This is a genomic window from Mesorhizobium sp. B2-3-13 (assembly GCF_006442195.1).
In the GTDB taxonomy this organism is placed as follows: Bacteria; Pseudomonadota; Alphaproteobacteria; order Rhizobiales; family Rhizobiaceae; genus Mesorhizobium; species Mesorhizobium salmacidum.
This window is the reverse complement of record NZ_VFVQ01000001.1, coordinates 125,931-143,640: the sequence shown is the minus strand read 5'-3', so window position 1 is coordinate 143,640 and position 17,710 is coordinate 125,931. Positions and strand designations below refer to the sequence as shown.

Below are 17,710 nucleotides of genomic sequence, written 5' to 3'. Positions count from 1 at the left end.
GATAATGCCCTCTTCGTTTCGAAAGGAAGCTGATGCGACTGCGTTCCCAAGCCCTCGCGGCGCTATTCTTGTGCGCCACGGCCTTGCCGGCGATGGCGCAGGAATGCGGCGGCGATTTCGAAACCTGGAAACAGGGCGTGGCGGCGGAAGCCAAGGCGGCTGGTGTCGGCGCCGTCGGTCTCGATGCGCTGGAGGACGCCAGGATCGACGAGAGGGCTCTGGCGCGCGACCGCGCGCAGGGCGTCTTCACGCAAACCTTCGTCCAATTTTCCAATCGCATGATCTCTGCCTACCGGCTGAAGCAAGGTGCGGCGAACATGAAGAAATACGCCGATGTCTTCGCCCGCGCCGACCAGCAGTTCGGCGTGCAGGCGCCTGTCATCACCGCCTTCTGGGCGCTTGAAACGGATTTCGGCGCCGTGCAGGGCGACTTCCATACGCTGAACGCACTGGTGACGCTGTCGCATGACTGCCGCCGCCCGCAGCTTTTCCGCCAGCAACTGGTGCCGCTGCTGGAACTGATCGATCGCGGCGTGCTGCCGGCCGATGTCACCGGCGCCTGGGCCGGCGAGATCGGCCAGACGCAGATCCTGCCGTCCGACTATCTTGCGCGCGGCGTCGATGGCGACGGCGACGGCGAGATCGACCTTAGAAACAGCGTGCCGGACGTGATCATGACCACGGGCAACAAGGTGCTGTCGCGCGGCTGGAAGCGCGACGAGCCCTGGATCCAGGAAGTGCGCGTGCCCGACGAGATGCCGTGGGACCAGACCGGCCGCACCAATAAATTGCCGCTGACACAGTGGGCGCAGTGGGGCGTCACCAACCCAGACGGTTCGCCGCTGATCGACAAGGGCCTGAAGGCCGGCCTGGCGCTGCCCATGGGCCGCAAGGGTCCGGCCTTCCTCACCTACGACAATTTCGACGTCTATCTCGAATGGAACCAGTCCTTCACCTACGCGCTGACCGCGGCAAACCTTGCCGCGCGGCTCGCCGGCACGCCGCCGCTCGATCCGCGCAATCCCGAGCCGGGTCTCGACAACGAGCAGATGAAGGCGTTGCAGACGAAGCTCGAGGCCAGGGGTTACGACGTCGGCACGGTCGACGGCATCCTGGGCACCAATACCCGCGAAGCCATCCGCAAGGAGCAGATGCGGCTAGGCCTGCCGGTGGATGGCTGGCCGACGCCGGAGCTGCTGGGAAAGTTGTAAGCGAAGGTCGATAGGCAAGCTACCCACCACACACTCCCTTCCTCTCCCGCACAAAATCGATGAACGCCCGCAAGGCTGGCGGCACATGCCGCACGCTCGGATGGTACAGATAGAAGCCGGGGAAGCTGGGCGACCAGGCCTCCAGAAACCGGACCAGTTGACCGTTCTCGATCCAGGGACGGACCTGATAATCAATCATGTATGCAATACCGGCACCACTCAGCACCGCGTTGAGCAGCAAGTCGGTGTCGTTGACGGTCAGCCTGCCTTCGACCGCGATTTCCAGCACCCTTTTGCCACGCGCGAACTCCCATCGGTAGATGTTGCCGCCGCCTGGCCATTGGAAGTTGATGCAGCGATGCTGGTGCAGATCGCCGGGATGACGAGGCGTGCTGCGTCCCGCGAGATAGGCGGGAGCGGCCACCGCGGCCATTTGCAGGTTCCCGCTCAGCTTCACCGCCACCATGTCTTTTTCCAGCCGCTCGCCGAGCCGAATGCCGGCATCGAAGCGTCCTTCGACAATGTCTGTCAGCATGTCGTCGACGATGACCGTCAGGCTGATATCGGGATAGACGCGCTGGAAATCGCCCAGGATCGGCGCGATGAACCGCATCGCGGCCACGCGCGGCACGTTGATGCGCAGCGAACCCGCCGGCTGATCGCGCGAGGCATGAATATCGGCGACCGCGCCTTCCAACTCCCTGAAAACGGAGCCAAGCCGCGTGAACAGCGTATCGCCGGCCGCGGTCGGCGATACGCTGCGTGTCGTGCGATTGAGCAGGCGGACACCGAGACGTGCCTCCAACTGCCGGATTGTCTGGCTGAGGGCCGGCGGCGAAATCCTGAGCCTGGCGGAAGCGCGGATGAACTGCCCTCCTCCACGATCGTCGCGAATGCCTTGAGTTCGGAAAATTCAGACCCGCGCATTGTGTATCCCAGGCTTAACAGGCAGGTCAGATAATAGCTCATTATACGATCAATAGCTTCGGCCTATTTTCGACCGTGGAAGCCACATCGCGCGGTCACGAACGGTCGAAAGGAATTGATCATGTCTCAAACGCTTCAGGGCAAAACCGCGATCGTCACCGGCAGTTCGCGCGGCATCGGCCGCGCCATTGCCGAAGGGCTCGCCGCCAACGGTGCCAGCGTCGCCGTCAACTATGTCGACAATGCCAAGGCCGCTGACGATGTTGTGGCGGCCATCATCAGCAAGGGTGGCAAGGCAATCGCCATCCAGGCCGACATTTCAAATGTCTCCGACGTCCGCCGTTTGTTCGACGAAGCAGAAAGCCAATTGGGCGGTCTCGACATCGTCGTCGCCAATGTCGGGGTCGCCGTGATCAAACCGCTGGTCGAGGCCAGTGAAGCGGATTTCGACCTTGTTTTCGATACCAACGCCAAAGGCACGTTCTTCACGCTTCAGGAGGCCGCTCGCCGTGTGCGGGACGGCGGTCGCATCATCGCGGTCTCCACGGGCGGGACAAAAATGTTCTTCACCCACACCGCACTCTATCTCGGCAGCAAGGGCGCCGTGGAACAATTCGTGCGCGTGCTGTCGCGCGAGGTTGGTCCACGCGGCGTCACCGTCAATAGCTTATCGCCAGGCTTCACCGACACGGACCTGCTGCCGGAGCGCGATCGCGCCGTGGCGGCCGGCATGTCGCCCTTCGGTAGGATTGGTGCGCCGCGCGATGTCGCCGACGTTGCCGTATTCCTGGCCAGCGAGGAGGCCCGCTGGTTGACTGGCGAGAACATCCAGGCCGGCGGTGGCGTGGCTTAATCCGCCATCGTCTCCAGGCTCGCAAACCCTTGCGGCGCGTCGCCCTCGTCGAAGGGCGTCGTCACCTCGACGAACGTGTCGGGATAAAAGCCGTTGAAGCGAGTCCTGAGCGACAGCGAGTAGGCGCCGATATGGCCGATCTCGATCCAGTCGCCGGTATCGACGGTCTCCGGCAGCCAGAACGGCCGCGACAGGATGTCGACAGAATCGCAGGTCGCGCCGCACACCTTGAACGGCACGATTTTGTTCTCGTCGCCATTGCGCGCGCGGATCGCCGGATCGGGGATGAAGCGTGCCGGCAGCGTGATCTTGCCGGTCCATGAATCCGACAGCGACGCCCAGATGCCGTCATTGATGTAGAGCCGCTTGCCCTTGCGCAGGAGCACGCGCACGATCAGCGACAGGCAGCGCGCCACGATGACCCTGCCCGGCTCCGCCACCAGCGGAATCTGGTCGAACTGATATTCCTTCAGGTCGCCGGAGAGCCGCGACATGATCTGGCCGAGCGACGGCATCTCGATTTGCTTGCGGTTGGGATCATGTCCGTATTCGGCCGGAAAGCCGCCGCCGACATCGAGCCCTGCGATGTCGAAGGTCAGCCGGTTACGCACCCAGTCGGCCGAGGCCAGTGCCCGCTCATAGGTGTCGGGATCCTCGATTTGGCTGCCGACATGGAAACAGAGGCCGACCCTATAGCCGGTGCGGTTCAGCCGCTCGGCGAGTTCGACCGCATAGGCCGGCCCGGCGCCGAATTTCTTCGACAGTTCGTAGGCGGCATGTCCCTTGGTCTGCACACGCACGAAGACGCTGACCGCGCCTGGGTCGATATCGAGCGCCCGCACCACCCGGGTCAGCTTGGTGATCTCGTCCTCATGGTCGAGCGAAATGACGCGGATGCCGTATTTTTCCAGCGCCAGCTTGATGTCCGACTGCGCCTTGACCGGGTGCATGTAGAGCATCTCGGCATCGGGCGAGACGGCGCGCACGGCGGCGAACTCGGCTGGTGAAGCGACGTCGAAAGCGGTGACTCCGGCCTCGACCAGCGTCTTCAGCACGATCTGCTCGCCATTGGTCTTCACCGCGTAGGCGGTCTTGCCGGGGAACATGCCCATGAACTGCAAGGCGTCGGCCTTGAGCACCTGTGGGCGGAAGCAGTAGACCGGGTCGTCCGGGCGAAGCGCCAGTGCCGCCTCGCTTGCATTCTCGAATCGCTGCATGGACGAATCCCCGACTTCAGCTCGCATAATTAATCCAAGCTAGCGGCTAGCGCATGACCCCGAAAGTCAATTCGACTTTCGGAAAGGATCATGCGCCAGGAATGAATCTCGCAGCGTCCTTTGCGCGTCTCTGGAGACGCGCGGCGCTGCAATGAAAACAATTCTGTGTCTCGCGCTGCTGACGGTGCGGCACCAGCCTTTTGCCGGGAAGCTTGGCTGTCGGTCAAGTTTCGGGTGGCCCTTGCCGCCGGACCCGATATGGCTTCTGCCTGGTTGGCCGGCATTCGAGCCGTCCGGGGAGGATAAATCACATGGCTATGGCAGCGGCATCTGCAGCACGCGGACCGATGACGCTCAGGGACTGGGGGCAGTTGCTGTTGCTCGGCGCGATCTGGGGCGGCTCGTTCTTCTTCGCCCGCATCGCGGTGGCTGAACTTCACCCGCTGGTGCTGGTTCTGTTTCGCGTCGCCATCGCCGCATTGGCGCTGCAGCTCTATCTCGGCTTGCGCGGCCCCTCCTTCCGTCCCGCCCTGCCGTATGCCGGCCTGTTCTTCCTGCTGGCCTTCACCAACAACGTCGTCCCCTTCTCGCTGATCTTCGCCGGCCAGACCCAATTGGGTGCCGGCGTCGCCTCCGTGCTCAATGCCACGACGCCGTTCTGGACGCTGATCCTCGCCAACGCTCTGACATCAGATGAAAAGCTGTCCTGGAACAAGCTCGCCGGCATCGCCCTCGGTGTCGCCGGCACGGCTGTGATGATCGGTCCCGGCCTGCTCGCGGGGCTTGGCGGCCCGGTCTGGGCCAAATTCGCGCTGATCGGCGCCTCGCTCTCCTATGGCGTTGCGCTGATGGTCGCCCGCTGCTTCAAGGGCGTGCCCTCGCCGGTCGTCGCCACCGGACAATTGACGGCTTCGACCATCATCATGATCCCGATCGTGCTCTTCGCCGACGGCCCGGCCGGCTTGTTCTCGGCCTCGCCGCCGGTGTGGACGGCGGTGCTGGCGCTGGCGCTTCTGTCGACGGCCTTCGCCTACATCCTCTACTTCAATCTCGTCGCCTCGGCCGGGGCCACCAACGCCTCGCTGGTCACGCTGATCGTGCCGGCCAGCGCCATGCTGCTCGGTCTTCTGTTCCTTGGCGAACGGCTGGAATTGTTCGAGATCGGCGGCGTGGTGCTTATCGGACTCGGTCTTCTCACAATCGACGGACGAGTGTTCGGTCGCCGTTAGGGCCGGGCGAGGGATGGTCGCCGCGAAAGTCGAATGCGACTTTCGCGGCGGTAGCGCTGCCATGACACAGCATCGACACGCCACCGCCATAATTTATACACAGGCCTAAGCGGGTTTTTCCCGAAGGGTTTCAACGGTTAAAGGCAAAACAGAGGTCGCGAATCTCACAATCACGTCGCAATGCAGCATATTTTCCGCTTGCCTGTGGCACAAATGAACCTAGACTCCAGGGCATAGCTCTTTAAGAGGAGGCTATGTCATGGGACTTACGAGGCCAATCAACGCATTGATGATTTGTGCTGCGTTTGCTTTCATCGGCGCCCTCATTATGGGCGTCCTTCCCTGAACCCGCCAAGATGGGGAAGACCAGCACCAGATAGTCTAACCAATTCGAAAGGCCGGGGTTTTTTACCCGGCCTTTTGCTTTTCCAGCCGAGCCTTACGCAGCAGCGGAACCCGCCACCTCCGCCTCGTGCGAGCGGATGCCGATCATATGGCAGACGGCGAACACCAGATCGGCCCGGTTCATCGTGTAGAAGTGGAAATCGCCCACACCGCGCTCGACCAGGTCCAGCACCTGTTCGGCGGCCACGGCGGATGCCACCAGCGCATGCGTCTGCGGGTCGTTCTGCAGGCCGTCGAAACGCTCGGCCAGCCATGCCGGCACCAGCGCGCCGCAGCGCGCCGAGAAATTGGCGACCTGGGTGAAATTGTGCACCGGCAGGATGCCGGGAACGATCGGTATGTAGATGCCGGCGCGGCGGGCGCGCTCGACGTAACGCTCGTAGAGATCGTTGTCGAAGAAGAACTGGGTGATCGCCCGTGTCGCGCCATTGTCGACCTTGCGCTTCAGCATGTCGATGTCGGTGGCGAAGTCAGGGCTTTCCGGATGCTTTTCCGGATAGGCCGAAACCGAGATGTCGAAATCGCCGGCGTCCTTCAGCGCCCCGACCAGCTCGGCACCATTGGCGTAGCCATCCGGATGCGGCCGGTAGGCGGTTCCGACGCCCGCGGCCGGATCGCCGCGCAAGGCGACGAAGCGTTTGACGCCCATGTCGGTGAATTCCTGGATCACCGCATCGACCTGATGGCGGGCAGCATCGACGCAGGTCATGTGCGCGGCCGGCGTCAGGCTGGTCTCCTTCAGGATGCGGCCGATGGTGCGCGCCGTGCGCTCGCGTGTCGAGCCGCCGGCGCCATAGGTGACCGAGACGAATTTAGGCTTCAGCGGCTCCAGCCTTGTGACCGTGTCCCATAGCCTCGCTTCCATCTCGTCGTTCTTCGGCGGGAAGAACTCGAACGAAACCCTGACCTTGTCGCCGATATCGGGACGGCGGGAAAAACGAAACTGGTTCATCAGGCGATTTCCCCTATCGAGCTCACTCTGGTCTGCTGGCTGGCGTTGGCGGGATCGGCGATCAGCAGGCGCCGGTCGCGGCCAAGCCAAAGCTTGACGGTGAGCCTGGCCTCGTTACCGCTGCGCGGTTCGAATTCCTGGGCATCCTCAAGATCGAGGCCGGCTTCGGAGAACCAGTCCGCGATCTGCCGGTCGGAAAAGCCGAGACGCATATGCGCGTGCTCGTCACGCAGGAACTCCAGCGCGTGCGGCGCGAAATCGACGATGACCAGACGGCCGGCCGGGCGCAAAAGCCGCGCCGCCTCATGGATGGCGCGGGCCGGATCGTCGAGATAGTGCAGCACCTGGTGGATGGTGACGAGATCGAAGGCATCGCGCTCGACAGGCGGCGAAAAAATATCGCCCTGCCGCACCTGCGCATTCGAAACGCCGGCCTTGTCGAGATTGGCGCGCGCCACCGTCAGCATCTCGCGCGACATGTCGATGCCGATGCCGCGCCGGTAGAGCGGCGAGAAGATTTCGAGCAGCCGCCCGGTGCCGGTGCCAAGGTCGAGCATGGACTGGAACGGCCGCTTGCCGACCAGCTTCAGCATCGCGGCCTCGACGGCGCGGTCGGGCACATGCAGCGAGCGGATATGATCCCAGCTTGCGGCGTTCTGCGAAAAATACGCGGTGGCGCGGTCCTGACGCTTGCGCTTGACCGAGGTCAGCCGCTCCAGATCGCGCTCGACCTGCGGGTCGGCGCCGCGAATGCTGGAAACCAGCCCCATCACGAAGTCTCGCGCCGAATCTGCGTCCGACAGGCGGAAGAATGCCCACGACCCTTCCTGGTAGCGGCCGATCAGCCCGGCCTCGAGCAGCAGTTTCAGGTGTCGCGAGACACGCGGCTGCGACTGGCCGAGAATTTCGGTAAGGTCGGAAACCGTGAGGTCGCCGCGCGACAACAGTGCCAATATGCGCAGGCGGCTGGATTCGGCCGCCGCCTTAAGCGTATCCACCATGGTGTCGAGCGAGACATGCATCAGCGTATTCTCTTTGAAAAAGATATAAACATATGTTTATGTCGATTTTGGCAACCTTGCAAGCGCTATGTCGCTTCCGGACCAGAAAATGCCGCATGCGTGATTTCCCAGTCCAGGTCACCCGAAACGTCAAGCGGTTTGAGACAATGGCAGGCACCAGCACAGAGTCAGGCCCGGCACAGAGACAGGCCCGGCACGGAGACAGGCCCGGCACGGAGACAGGCAATGACCGGACAGCGTGACATGTTCGAGGCACGTGAAGGCGAGCAGAGGCTGGACCAGGATCCGGCAACGATGCCACCCGATAGCGGCATCGTCTTCATCGGCCGTATCGCCTCGCCATGGACTACCCGGGAAAGCTGCCCGAAAAACATGCGCGCCGCGCGCGAAACGGGACAACCGGCGGCGCTCACCATCGAAGCGCCCTATCGCGAAGGGCTGTGTGGGCTGGACCGCGCCAGCCACGTCGTCATCCTGTCCTGGCTGCATCACGCGCCGCGGAATCTGGTCGTTCAAAAACCCCGCCATGCGGCTGAAGCAAAAGGCGTATTCGGGTTGCGCTCCCCGGCCCGGCCGAACCCGATCGGCCTGCATGTAGCCAAACTCGTCGGTCTGGACATTGCCACCGGGCGCATCGATCTCGACGCCATCGACGTGCTCGACGGCACGCCGGTCATCGACATCAAGCCATATTTCGCCTCGACCGACGCTATATCGGAGGCGACCGTTGAGGGGCGCGAGGAGCGATGAGCGCGCCGACCGGCCGCCGCCGCGCCATCGCCAAGGCGCTGACAGCACTTTTGCCGCTGGCGCCTTATGCCGACATGGAGAATATCCGCACCTACGCCGGCTCCGTGCATATGAAGACCTTGCCGCCGACAATCGCGGTCTGGCTGGCGACGATTGCCCATATTCGTCACATGCACACCGACTACGAAAAGCTGCTGGCCGAAGGCTATGATCGCGACTCGGCGCGTTTCTTCGTCATCGAGCAAACCAACATCGTGCTCACGCGCTGGCGCGCCACCCGCCTGCTCGACGCCGATGACGAGGAGGAATGACGCTATTGCCGGGCGGAATGGTGCTCACTCGTAAATGCTGGCGGGATCCTCGAGGATGAGTGAAGTCGGAGTGCTGGCTCTATGCACTCGGCCCGCCGCCGATAGCTTGTGACCCCATGGCAAGGAGCTGCCGATGAGCCAAATCGCACAGGATACACCGCCGCTGCCTGTGGTGGGCGACCGTCATGTCGACCCGCACGCCTATCCCGACGGCATTGCCTTCCTCGACGGCCAGTATGTGCCGATGTCACAAGCCAAGGTCTCGGTGCTGGATTGGGGTTTTCTGCACTCTGACGCCACCTACGATACAGTGCATGTCTGGAACGGTCGCTTCTTCCGCCTCGATCTGCATCTCGACCGTTTCTTCGACGGCTTGCAAAAGCTGCGCATGACGATCTCGTTCGATCACGATGGCGTGGCCGAGATCCTGCACAATTGCGTTGCGCTGTCAGGCCATCGCGCCGCCTATGTCGAGATGCTGTGCACGCGCGGCGCCTCGCCGACATTCAGCCGCGACCCGCGCCAGGCGATCAACCGCTTCATGGCGTTCGCCGTGCCGTTCGGCTCGGTCGCCAATGCCGAGCAGTTGCAGCGCGGGCTGCGTGTCGCCGTCAGTGACAAAGTGCGCATTCCGCCGGCCTCGATCGATCCGACGATCAAGAACTATCACTGGCTCGACCTCGTGCGCGGCCTTTATGATGCCTACGACCGTGGCGCCGAGACGGCGCTCATCCTCGACTTCAACGGCAATGTCGCCGAGGGCCCGGGCTTCAACGTCTTCTGCGTCAAGGACGGCAGACTGTCGACCCCGGCCATCGGCGTGCTGCCGGGCATCACCCGCCGCACCGTGTTCGACCTTTGCGCAGAGATCGGACTCTCGGCGACGGCCATGAATGTTAGCGTGGCCATGCTGCGCGGCGCCGACGAAGTCTTCATCACCTCGACCGCCGGCGGCATCATGCCGGTGACGGAGGTTGACGGTGCCGACATCGCCGACGGCAAGGTCGGGCCGATCACCAGCCGGCTGATGGCGCTCTATTGGCAAAAGCACGACGACCCGGCCTGGTCGAGTTTGGTGAACTACCCCTGATTCACACGATTTCTTGTTCTACTGGAAAGCCCCAAGTTCAAAAAGATTTCCGCCCGCCTCTGGAAAATCACGGGACAGCCCGTATATGCCCGGAAGCGGAGAAGCCTCCGCTTCCATCCAGAAATTGCGCCCGCAGGGGCAAGGATTCCACATCATGACATCAAAGGTTTGGTTCATCACCGGATCGTCGAAAGGCTTTGGCCGCGTCTGGGCGGAGGCCGCGTTGGCGCGCGGCGACCGCGTCGCCGCGACCGGCCGTGACGTCGGCACGCTCGCCGATCTGGTCGAGAAATACGGCGACAACATCGCCGCGCTAAAGCTCGACGTCACCGACAAGAAAGCCGTAGATGCCGCTGTCGCCGAGGCGCACAAGCGCTTTGGTCGGCTCGACGTCGTCATCAACAATGCCGGCTACGGCCATTTCGGCGCCATCGAGGAAGTCAGCGAGCAGGAAGCCCGCGACCAGATCGAGACCAATGTGTTCGGCGCGCTGTGGGTCACCCAGGCCGCCCTACCGATCATGCGGGCGCAGCGGTCCGGCCACATCATCCAGATCTCGTCGATCGGCGGCGTCAACGCCTTTGCCTCGCTTGGCCTCTATCATGCCTCGAAATGGGCGCTGGAAGCTTTCAGCCAGTCGCTCAGCATCGAGGTCGCGGAATTCGGCATTCATGTCACGCTGGTCGAGCCGGGCGGCTTCTCCACCGACTGGTCGGGAGCATCGGCGAAGGTTTCCAAGCCGATCGAGGCCTATGCGCCTGCCCGCGCCAGGATGGCCGAGCGCCGCGCCAACTCGGTCGCCGGCGATCCCGAGGCGACCGGTCCGGCCATGCTGGCCATCGTCGATGCCGACGAGCCGCCGCTGCGGGTATTCTTCGGCGATGGCGGCCTGCCGATGATACGCCAGGAATACGCCAACCGCCTCGCCACCTGGGACAAGTGGGACCACGTCTCCGTCATGGCGCAAGGCGCCAACAAGAACCGCAAGGGCTAAAGCCCGGCGACTTCTGCTACGCCGCCTCGCTGGCGGCGTAGCTCCTACCCCTCCGCCACGACGTGAGCGCGCGGCTATACCTGATAAATCCATTGTTCCGGCACCCGCACCGAAATCTCTTCGCCGGCCCTGACGATGCCGGGCCTTTCAACCCAGGCGACCACGCCGCGCAACCGCTTCGCCGCCTTGGGAAACAACAGCGCGCCGGCTTCGATGTCGGCCATTCCAGCGTTTTCAGCGATCGATCGCCCGGCGAAGCGGCATGGCCCGTTCTGGGCGTCGACCTTGAGCGTCACGCCGCCCTTGAAGAACAGTAGCGTGCCGGCCGGCAGCATCGACAGATGCGGCACGTCTTCGATCACCAGATTGGCGCCGATCCATTCCGGCTTGATTTCGGCGAGTTCCATCCGTTCAGCGACGATGCCCAATTCGTCCGCCGCCACGATCGATATCTGCCGTTCGTTGCGCATCTCGGTGCCGCGCGGATACCAGGGTTCACGCCCGCCGGAACGGCGCGTCGGTCCTGCATGGAAGTCGCCTGAAATGCCGTCGAAGCCGAGCCGCAATTCGTCCACCGGACGCGTCTGGAAATCGTCCGCTGGCGCGACATACAGCGCCGCCGCGCGGCCGGCAAGCTTCTTCGAGGGAATGATTTCGACCGGCTTTTCAGCCTCGGGAAAGAGATCCAGCATGGCTTCATTCCTTGGATGATGTGCCCTGGCTTTGCCCTCTACCCGGCAAGGCCGCAAGAGCGGTTCGGGCCAAAACGCGCAACTCTTCGACCGATGCGCCGTCCCGTGCCTGGATCGACATGCCGTTCATGACGCCTGCAATATATTTGGCGAAGCCTTCGACGGAGAGGTTTTCCGGCACATCGCCTTCCGCCTTGCCTTTGGCCAGCCGCGCCGCGATCGCCGCCTCGCTCGCCTTGCGATAGGCCTTGAGTTCATCCGCAATGGCTTGTGCCTGCGGCGAGGCCGCCAGCGCACCGCTGACGAAAAGACACCCGCCCGGCTTGCCGGGCCTGGAATAGGCCGCCGCGGCGCCCAGCAGCAAGCGCCGGATCGCCTCCCCCGTCGATACCGGCGCGCTCAGCGCTTCCAGCGCGAAGCCTATCTCGGTCTCGTGGTAGCGCTTCAACGCCTTGCGAAACAAAGTCTCCTTGTCGGTGAAGGCGTTGTAGATCTGTGGCGGCGTCAGCCCCATCGCTTCGCGCAGCATGGCCAGCGACGTCGCTTCATAGCCGTGCTCCCAGAAAAGGTGCATCGCGGCGTCGAGCGCCCGGTCGGGGTCGAATGCGCGCGGCCGGCCGCCGCGTGGTTTGTCCGAGTTTTCCATAGCGATCGATACGAAACCTGTTGACTCACCTTTCCCTCATAACATATCAATCGATACGCAACCAGGCAAACCGGAAGATGACCTCCCGGCGAGAGCCGTGCAACCCAAGGAGAAAACAATGCCGATCACCGTGACCGCACCGGAAGGCGTACTCATTCCCGCTGGAGAGCGCGAAATCCTGCCACGCCTGAGCGCTGCCCTCATCGAAGCCTCCGGCGCCACCGGCAATTCATTCTTCACCGCGATCGTCGGCGGCACCGTCCATATCCTGCCGCCGCGCCACATTTATGCAGGTGGCGCCAACCGGCCGGTCGTCATGGTCGAGTTGAAGCTGCCCAATATCGCCCTTGGCTCAATCGAAGCCCGCAAGATCTTCATTGCCGCCGCCGCCCGGATTGTCGGCGAACTCTGCGTACCCCGCCACAAGCCGGAAAACACCTGGATCAACATCGTCAACGCGCCCGACGGCGGCTGGGGCATCGGTGACAGGCAATATACCGGCGACGCGCTCATCGCGGCCGCCACCGCCGCCGCGCGGTGATGAACAGGATGATGCGGCTCTCCCCTTCGCTGTTCTTCACCACCAACTGCGAGCCCGCGCTGGCCTTCTACGAACAATGCGGCCTTGGTCGGGCAACGATCCTGCTGCGCTGGGGCGACAACAATATGCCGGTGCGCACCGAAGCCATGCGCGGAAAAGTCCTGCATGCACGCTTCGAAGGTCCGGGTGTGCTGTTCCACGCCTCGGACAATGACGACGCGGAGCCGATGAAGGGCTCCGCCATGATGCTGGAATTCGATGGACCGATCGCGGCACCAGGGGTTTTCGCCCGCGAGGAGCTTTTCGCACACATGGCCGAGGGCGGCCGGATCACAGTGCCGTTTGCCCGGCAATATTGGGGGACCAGCTTCGGCATGCTGGTCGACGCCTTCGGCGTGCAGTGGATGTTCAGTTGCTCCAAAGAATAGACGCCGGTCGCAGACCGCTCGATCACAACCTTCTTACCGAAAAACGGCGCCGCGCCGCATTGTCGCCGCGCTGCATCGGCTTCATGGTGAAGCCCGGACCGTCGACGGAGGTTCTCATGCGTCCCGGAGCGGCGATCGCAGCGCTTTGGTTGATCTGGGTAGTCACATGGATGGCGGCTGCCCTATGGGCCGATCCGGCGCAAAAGCGCGCCACCATCGGGGCGGAGGCTCGCTATCGCGTCTTCTGGCTGGCAGGCACCGTCCTGCTGTTCGTTCCAGCGCATGGCTATGAAGGCAGGCTGAGATTGTGGACGCCGACCTTTGCCGAAGCCTGGGCCTGCGTTGCCCTGATCGCGGTCGGCATCGGCTTCGCGTGGTGGGCGCGAATCCATCTCGGGCGGTTGTGGTCCGCCACGGTCACCGCCAAGGCGGATCATCGCGTGGTCGACACCGGCCCCTATCGCCTGGTCCGGCATCCGATCTATACCGGGCTGCTTCTGGCAGTGCTCGCCACCATGGTGGCGAAGGGCACGCTCTGGGGCATCGCAGGTACGGCCCTGCTCATCATCGGCGTCGTCATTAAGGCGAGGCTGGAGGAGCATTTCCTGCGCGACGAACTCGGCCCCGCCTACGACGACTACGCCAGGCGGGTGCCGATGCTGGTTCCGTTCACGCCGGCCTGACGCGACATTACTCAAAGCATTCTGATAAGCGCGCCGCCTATCGAATACCCGGCGCCGAAGGCGCAGATCAGACCGAAATCGCCGGGCTTCATATCCGCATGATTCTCCGACAGCGCGATGATGGCACCGGCGCCCGCCGTGTTGCCGAGCCGCTCCAGCACCATAGGCGCGCGGTCATGGCCGACATCATGGCCGAAGGCCAGTTTCAGGATCATGGCATTCATGCGCGCATTGGCCTGGTGCAGCCAGAAGCGTCGGACCGCCTGTGGCGTCAGCCCATGCTCGGCCAGGAATTCGACGATGAATTTGTGCCCGGCGACGGTGACTTCCTTGAACACCTTGTTGCCGACCTGCTTGATGAGGTTGCCCTCCAGGTTGATCATGTAGGGATCGTCCTGGGCGGTACGCGTGTGGTAGCCGAGATTGGTGCGGATGTTGTTCGACATCTGCGTCCAGATACGCGTGTCCAGCACCTCGAAGCGACCCGGCCGCTTCTCGCCCTGGGCGAGCCCTTCCACCACCATCGACACCGAAGCGTCCCCGAAGATGAAATGCGTCTGCCGGTCGCGGAAATTGAGATGGCACGTGATGATCTCGGGCGTGGTCACCAGGATGCGCTTGTGCGCGCCCGAGCGCACCAGATTGACCGCCATGTGCAGCGCAGCCGCCGCGGACGAACAGCCAAGTCCCATATCGAAGCCGGCGCCCCTCGTGCCCAGCGCCTCCTGCATTTCGATGGCGATGGCCGGATACGGCCTCTGCTGATGCGAGGACGAGCAGATCACCAGATCGATGTCCGACGCCTCGATGTCGGCGTGCTCGATCGCCTTCCTGGCCGAAGCGACACCGAATTCCGCCTGCAGCGAGAGCGCGTCGTCCGGGCGCGCCGGAATGCGCGGCGCCATGCGGGTCGGGTCGAGAATGCCTTCCCGCTCGATCACATGGCGGGCGCGCACGCCCGAGGCATGGACGATGAAGTCGGCATCGGATTTCTGCAGCAGCGTCTCGCCGGCAGCCTGGCGCCGCGCGTTCTCGGTGTCGACCCAGGCATTGAAGCTGGCGACCAGTTCCTCATTCGTGATGACAGGCTTGGGTATTTCAGCGCCGATGCCGCTGATGATGACGCGATGCATGTTTCCAGTCCGTCCCGTCCGCGGGCATTGCGGCTTCATGTGGGCGCCGAAACGCTTCGGCGCAACACTTTTCTCACTCGGCCGGTTTACGCAGGCTTAAACCAAGGTTTACGCCAGCCTATCCCGCCCGCTTGGCGACGATGAAAATGCGGGGGAAACGCAGCAGCACCTTGCTATCGGCGGTCTTCGGATAGGCCTTGGCGACCTTGGCCGTGTAGTTGTCGAGGAACAGCTTGCGCTCGTCCGCGTCCAACGGATCGAGGAACGGCTTCAGCCCGGTCGACTTCACCCATTCGACGATCGCCTCGGCGTCGGCCAGCGGATGGTTGTAGATGGTGTGCCAGATGTCGAGCCGAGCGGAGAGCGGCGACAGCAGGTCGTAATAGAACGACACCGGCGGCAGCGGTGCGCGGGCCGCATCCCTGATCTTTGCCGCAAAACGCACTTGCGCCGCGGTTTCCCGCATCAGCTGATGCGAATCCTCGGCCATATTGTCAGGCATCTGGACGGCCAGCGCGCCACCGGGCGCCAGAAAACCCATCAGACGCTGGAACACCGCCGGATGCTCCGGCAGCCACTGGAAGACCGCGTTGGCGAAGATCACGTTGACCGGCTCGGCCGGCTGCCATGTCGACGCATCGGCGAGGTCGAAGCTGACATTGGGCAGGCGCGCCCTTGCCTTTTCGATCATGTCGGGAGACGTATCGAAGCCGCTCACCTGCGCATCCGGCCAGCGCTCGACCAAAAGTTCGGTCGAATTGCCCGGCCCGCAGCCGATGTCGACGACGCGGCGCGGAAAATCCACCGGCACTTGGGCTGCGAGATCACGCGCCGGCCGTGTGCGCTCGTCCTCGAATTTCAGATATTGGGCGGCGGACCAATCAGACATTCGAGCTCCTCATGCCAGCTTGAGAGTTCGCCGCCCCGGTGCCCCTTACCGCGTCAGCCTCTTATACGTCATCCTGTGCGGGTTGACGGCTTCGGGCCCGAGCCGTCGGATCTTGTCCTGCTCGTAGTCCTCGAAGTTGCCTTCGAACCATTCGACATGGCTGTCGCCCTCGAAAGCGAGGATGTGCGTGGCCAGACGGTCGAGGAACATGCGATCGTGCGAGATGATGACGGCGCAGCCGCCAAAATTTTCCAGCGCGTCTTCGAGTGCGGCCAGCGTTTCCGTATCGAGATCGTTGGTCGGTTCGTCGAGCAGCAGCACATTGCCGCCGGTCTTCAGCATCTTGGCCAGATGCACGCGGTTGCGCTGACCACCGGAGAGATTACCGACCTTCTGTTGCTGGTCGCCGCCACGGAAGTTGAACGAAGCGCAGTACGCACGGGTGTTGGCCTCGAACTTGCCGAGCTTGACCACTTCGGCGCCGCCCGAGATCTCTTCCCAGACGGTCTTCGACGGATCGAGCGCATCGCGGCTTTGGTCGACATAGCCGAGCTTCACCGTCTCGCCGACGCGCACTGAGCCCGCATCCGGCTTTTCCTGGCCGGTGATCATGCGGAACAGCGTCGTCTTGCCGGCGCCGTTCGGGCCGATGACGCCGACGATGCCGCCCGGAGGCAGCTTGAATTCGAGGCCTTCGATCAACAGCGTGTCGCCGAAGCCCTTCGACAGGCCCTCGACCTCGATGACCACGTTGCCGAGCCGCTCGCCATGCGGAATGACGATCTGCGTATCCGTCGGCCGCCGCTTGTCGGCTGCATCCAGCAGGTCCTGGAACGCCTGGATACGCGCCTTGGACTTGGTCTGTCGGGCCTTCGGGCTCGACTGGATCCACTCGCGCTCGCGGCCGATGGCGCGCTGGCGGGCGTCATCCTCGCGGCCCTCCTGCTTGAGGCGCTTGGCCTTGGCTTCGAGATATTTGGTGTAGTTGCCCTCATACGGGATGCCGCGGCCGCGATCGAGTTCCAGGATCCAGCCGGTGACATTGTCGAGGAAGTAGCGATCGTGGGTGATGATCATCACGGCGCCGGGATAGGCGCGCAGATGCTTTTCCAGCCATGCCGTCGTCTCGGCGTCGAGATGGTTGGTCGGTTCGTCGAGTAGCAGAAGATCAGGCTGGCGCAGCAGCAGCTGGCAGAGCGCGACGCGGCGGCGCTCGCCACCCGACAGCTTGGTGACATTGGCATCCTTGGGCGGGCAGCCCAGCGCTTCCATCGCCATCTCGACCTGCTGTTCGAGATCCCAAAGGTTCAGCCGGTCCATCTCGTCCTGGAGCTTGGCCGACTCGTCGGCCGTCTCGTCGGAATAGTTCATCATCAATTCGTTGTAGCGCTCGATGATGGCGGTCTTGGCCGCGACACCTTCCATGATGTTCTCGAACACGGTCTTGTCGGGGTCGAGCGCCGGTTCCTGCGCCAGGTAGCCGACCGTGGCGCCTTCGGCGAGCCACGCCTCACCACTCCACTCCTTGTCGATGCCGGCCATGATCTTGAGGATCGTCGACTTGCCGGCGCCGTTCGGGCCGAGGATGCCGATCTTGGCGTCGGGGTAGAAGGACAGATGAACGTTCTCGAGCACCTTCTTGGTGCCGTAGGCCTTGTTGAGGCCGGCCATGTGATAGATGAACTGGCGTGCCACGCGCGCTTCCCTGAATGACTGGATTTGTCGAATTGAATGGAG

General features: G+C 63.3%; 19 protein-coding genes. 10 read left to right on the top strand and 9 right to left on the bottom strand.

Annotation, left to right across the window (positions count from 1 at the left end; all coding sequences use genetic code 11):
* Nucleotides 1–32 precede the first annotated feature (32 nt).
* A complete protein-coding gene (locus FJ941_RS00635; RefSeq protein WP_140502395.1) occupies nucleotides 33–1,211 on the top strand; it encodes a lytic murein transglycosylase in 1,179 nt (392 codons plus the stop codon).
* 19 nt (nucleotides 1,212–1,230) lie between these two features.
* Here FJ941_RS00635 and FJ941_RS00630 read toward each other — a convergent pair whose 3' ends face one another.
* Entirely contained in the window at nucleotides 1,231–1,908 is a 678-nt protein-coding gene (locus FJ941_RS00630; protein ID WP_348640733.1) for a LysR substrate-binding domain-containing protein, read from the bottom strand.
* A 351-nt stretch (nucleotides 1,909–2,259) separates the two neighbouring features.
* Here FJ941_RS00630 and FJ941_RS00625 point away from each other — a divergent pair, with 351 nt between their 5' ends.
* The gene (locus FJ941_RS00625; RefSeq protein WP_140502393.1) at nucleotides 2,260–2,991 is read left to right on the top strand and encodes an SDR family oxidoreductase; all 732 of its coding nucleotides are present in this window, start codon (nucleotides 2,260–2,262) and stop codon (nucleotides 2,989–2,991) included.
* Here the strand turns inward: FJ941_RS00625 and FJ941_RS00620 are convergent.
* On the bottom strand, nucleotides 2,988–4,208 hold the full coding sequence (locus tag FJ941_RS00620; protein ID WP_140502392.1) for an alanine racemase: 1,221 nt from the start codon (nucleotides 4,206–4,208) through the stop codon (nucleotides 2,988–2,990). The genes FJ941_RS00625 and FJ941_RS00620 overlap by 4 nt on opposite strands.
* 311 nt (nucleotides 4,209–4,519) lie before the next feature.
* Between FJ941_RS00620 and FJ941_RS00615 the strand changes: the two genes are divergently transcribed.
* Complete coding sequence (locus FJ941_RS00615) at nucleotides 4,520–5,437, top strand: DMT family transporter (protein WP_140502391.1); 918 nt, start codon at nucleotides 4,520–4,522, stop codon at nucleotides 5,435–5,437.
* Between the two features lie 439 nt (nucleotides 5,438–5,876).
* On the opposite strand, the gene metF is transcribed toward FJ941_RS00615, so the two are convergent.
* Both metF and FJ941_RS00605 read right to left on the bottom strand, forming a co-directional pair.
* On the bottom strand, nucleotides 5,877–6,794 hold the full coding sequence (gene metF, locus FJ941_RS00610) for a methylenetetrahydrofolate reductase [NAD(P)H] (protein ID WP_140502389.1): 918 nt from the start codon (nucleotides 6,792–6,794) through the stop codon (nucleotides 5,877–5,879).
* Nucleotides 6,794–7,816, bottom strand: coding sequence for a metalloregulator ArsR/SmtB family transcription factor (locus tag FJ941_RS00605; RefSeq protein WP_140502388.1), 1,023 nt, complete (start codon nucleotides 7,814–7,816; stop codon nucleotides 6,794–6,796). Before FJ941_RS00605 ends, metF begins: the two co-directional genes overlap by 1 nt.
* Before the next feature lie 225 nt (nucleotides 7,817–8,041).
* On the opposite strand from FJ941_RS00605, the gene tsaA reads away from it, so the two are divergent.
* The 4 genes from tsaA (at nucleotide 8,042) to FJ941_RS00585 (ending at nucleotide 10,961) form a co-directional block, all read left to right on the top strand.
* Nucleotides 8,042–8,566, top strand: coding sequence for a tRNA (N6-threonylcarbamoyladenosine(37)-N6)-methyltransferase TrmO (gene tsaA, locus FJ941_RS00600; RefSeq protein ID WP_140502387.1), 525 nt, complete (start codon nucleotides 8,042–8,044; stop codon nucleotides 8,564–8,566).
* The gene (locus FJ941_RS00595) at nucleotides 8,563–8,877 is read left to right on the top strand and encodes a DUF2293 domain-containing protein (protein ID WP_140502386.1); all 315 of its coding nucleotides are present in this window, start codon (nucleotides 8,563–8,565) and stop codon (nucleotides 8,875–8,877) included. Before tsaA ends, FJ941_RS00595 begins: the two co-directional genes overlap by 4 nt.
* Before the next feature lie 133 nt (nucleotides 8,878–9,010).
* The gene (locus FJ941_RS00590; protein ID WP_140502384.1) at nucleotides 9,011–9,967 is read left to right on the top strand and encodes a D-amino acid aminotransferase; all 957 of its coding nucleotides are present in this window, start codon (nucleotides 9,011–9,013) and stop codon (nucleotides 9,965–9,967) included.
* A gap of 154 nt (nucleotides 9,968–10,121) precedes the next feature.
* Nucleotides 10,122–10,961 (top strand): SDR family oxidoreductase, encoded by an 840-nt coding sequence (locus tag FJ941_RS00585; protein ID WP_140502383.1) that lies wholly within the window; start codon nucleotides 10,122–10,124, stop codon nucleotides 10,959–10,961.
* Nucleotides 10,962–11,035: 74 nt separating this feature from the next.
* On the opposite strand, the gene FJ941_RS00580 is transcribed toward FJ941_RS00585, so the two are convergent.
* Both FJ941_RS00580 and FJ941_RS00575 read right to left on the bottom strand, forming a co-directional pair.
* Nucleotides 11,036–11,653, bottom strand: coding sequence for an MOSC domain-containing protein (locus tag FJ941_RS00580; RefSeq protein WP_140502382.1), 618 nt, complete (start codon nucleotides 11,651–11,653; stop codon nucleotides 11,036–11,038).
* A gap of 4 nt (nucleotides 11,654–11,657) precedes the next feature.
* A complete protein-coding gene (locus FJ941_RS00575) occupies nucleotides 11,658–12,299 on the bottom strand; it encodes a TetR/AcrR family transcriptional regulator (RefSeq protein ID WP_140502380.1) in 642 nt (213 codons plus the stop codon).
* A 118-nt stretch (nucleotides 12,300–12,417) separates the two neighbouring features.
* Between FJ941_RS00575 and FJ941_RS00570 the strand changes: the two genes are divergently transcribed.
* The 3 genes from FJ941_RS00570 (at nucleotide 12,418) to FJ941_RS00560 (ending at nucleotide 13,951) form a co-directional block, all read left to right on the top strand.
* On the top strand, nucleotides 12,418–12,840 hold the full coding sequence (locus FJ941_RS00570) for a hypothetical protein (RefSeq protein ID WP_140502379.1): 423 nt from the start codon (nucleotides 12,418–12,420) through the stop codon (nucleotides 12,838–12,840).
* Nucleotides 12,841–12,851: 11 nt separating this feature from the next.
* Nucleotides 12,852–13,268 carry a glyoxalase/bleomycin resistance/extradiol dioxygenase family protein gene (locus tag FJ941_RS00565; protein ID WP_140502763.1) on the top strand — a complete coding sequence of 139 codons (417 nt, stop codon included), beginning with the start codon at nucleotides 12,852–12,854 and terminating at the stop codon, nucleotides 13,266–13,268.
* A gap of 116 nt (nucleotides 13,269–13,384) precedes the next feature.
* Nucleotides 13,385–13,951 carry an isoprenylcysteine carboxylmethyltransferase family protein gene (locus FJ941_RS00560; RefSeq protein WP_140502377.1) on the top strand — a complete coding sequence of 189 codons (567 nt, stop codon included), beginning with the start codon at nucleotides 13,385–13,387 and terminating at the stop codon, nucleotides 13,949–13,951.
* 11 nt (nucleotides 13,952–13,962) lie between these two features.
* Here the strand turns inward: FJ941_RS00560 and FJ941_RS00555 are convergent, their stop codons facing one another.
* From FJ941_RS00555 to ettA, 3 genes are all read right to left on the bottom strand, one after another.
* On the bottom strand, nucleotides 13,963–15,084 hold the full coding sequence (locus tag FJ941_RS00555) for a beta-ketoacyl-ACP synthase III (RefSeq protein ID WP_140502376.1): 1,122 nt from the start codon (nucleotides 15,082–15,084) through the stop codon (nucleotides 13,963–13,965).
* A gap of 118 nt (nucleotides 15,085–15,202) precedes the next feature.
* The gene (gene tam, locus FJ941_RS00550) at nucleotides 15,203–15,973 is read right to left on the bottom strand and encodes a trans-aconitate 2-methyltransferase (RefSeq protein WP_140502375.1); all 771 of its coding nucleotides are present in this window, start codon (nucleotides 15,971–15,973) and stop codon (nucleotides 15,203–15,205) included.
* A 45-nt stretch (nucleotides 15,974–16,018) separates the two neighbouring features.
* Nucleotides 16,019–17,668, bottom strand: coding sequence for an energy-dependent translational throttle protein EttA (gene ettA / locus FJ941_RS00545; RefSeq protein WP_027141609.1), 1,650 nt, complete (start codon nucleotides 17,666–17,668; stop codon nucleotides 16,019–16,021).
* Nucleotides 17,669–17,710: the final 42 nt, after the last annotated feature.

Coding starts and splice junctions, on each gene's coding strand:
- FJ941_RS00580 (WP_140502382.1), bottom strand. CDS start 11,653: ATGCTGGATCTCTTTCCCGAGGCTGAAAAGCCGGTCGAAATCATTCCC.
- FJ941_RS00625 (WP_140502393.1), top strand. CDS start 2,260: ATGTCTCAAACGCTTCAGGGCAAAACCGCGATCGTCACCGGCAGTTCG.
- FJ941_RS00565 (WP_140502763.1), top strand. CDS start 12,852: ATGCGGCTCTCCCCTTCGCTGTTCTTCACCACCAACTGCGAGCCCGCG.
- FJ941_RS00555 (WP_140502376.1), bottom strand. CDS start 15,084: ATGCATCGCGTCATCATCAGCGGCATCGGCGCTGAAATACCCAAGCCT.
- FJ941_RS00595 (WP_140502386.1), top strand. CDS start 8,563: ATGAGCGCGCCGACCGGCCGCCGCCGCGCCATCGCCAAGGCGCTGACA.
- FJ941_RS00570 (WP_140502379.1), top strand. CDS start 12,418: ATGCCGATCACCGTGACCGCACCGGAAGGCGTACTCATTCCCGCTGGA.
- FJ941_RS00585 (WP_140502383.1), top strand. CDS start 10,122: ATGACATCAAAGGTTTGGTTCATCACCGGATCGTCGAAAGGCTTTGGC.
- tsaA (WP_140502387.1), top strand. CDS start 8,042: ATGACCGGACAGCGTGACATGTTCGAGGCACGTGAAGGCGAGCAGAGG.
- FJ941_RS00605 (WP_140502388.1), bottom strand. CDS start 7,816: ATGCATGTCTCGCTCGACACCATGGTGGATACGCTTAAGGCGGCGGCC.
- FJ941_RS00620 (WP_140502392.1), bottom strand. CDS start 4,208: ATGCAGCGATTCGAGAATGCAAGCGAGGCGGCACTGGCGCTTCGCCCG.
- tam (WP_140502375.1), bottom strand. CDS start 15,973: ATGTCTGATTGGTCCGCCGCCCAATATCTGAAATTCGAGGACGAGCGC.
- FJ941_RS00575 (WP_140502380.1), bottom strand. CDS start 12,299: ATGGAAAACTCGGACAAACCACGCGGCGGCCGGCCGCGCGCATTCGAC.
- FJ941_RS00560 (WP_140502377.1), top strand. CDS start 13,385: ATGCGTCCCGGAGCGGCGATCGCAGCGCTTTGGTTGATCTGGGTAGTC.
- FJ941_RS00615 (WP_140502391.1), top strand. CDS start 4,520: ATGGCTATGGCAGCGGCATCTGCAGCACGCGGACCGATGACGCTCAGG.
- metF (WP_140502389.1), bottom strand. CDS start 6,794: ATGAACCAGTTTCGTTTTTCCCGCCGTCCCGATATCGGCGACAAGGTC.
- FJ941_RS00635 (WP_140502395.1), top strand. CDS start 33: ATGCGACTGCGTTCCCAAGCCCTCGCGGCGCTATTCTTGTGCGCCACG.
- FJ941_RS00590 (WP_140502384.1), top strand. CDS start 9,011: ATGAGCCAAATCGCACAGGATACACCGCCGCTGCCTGTGGTGGGCGAC.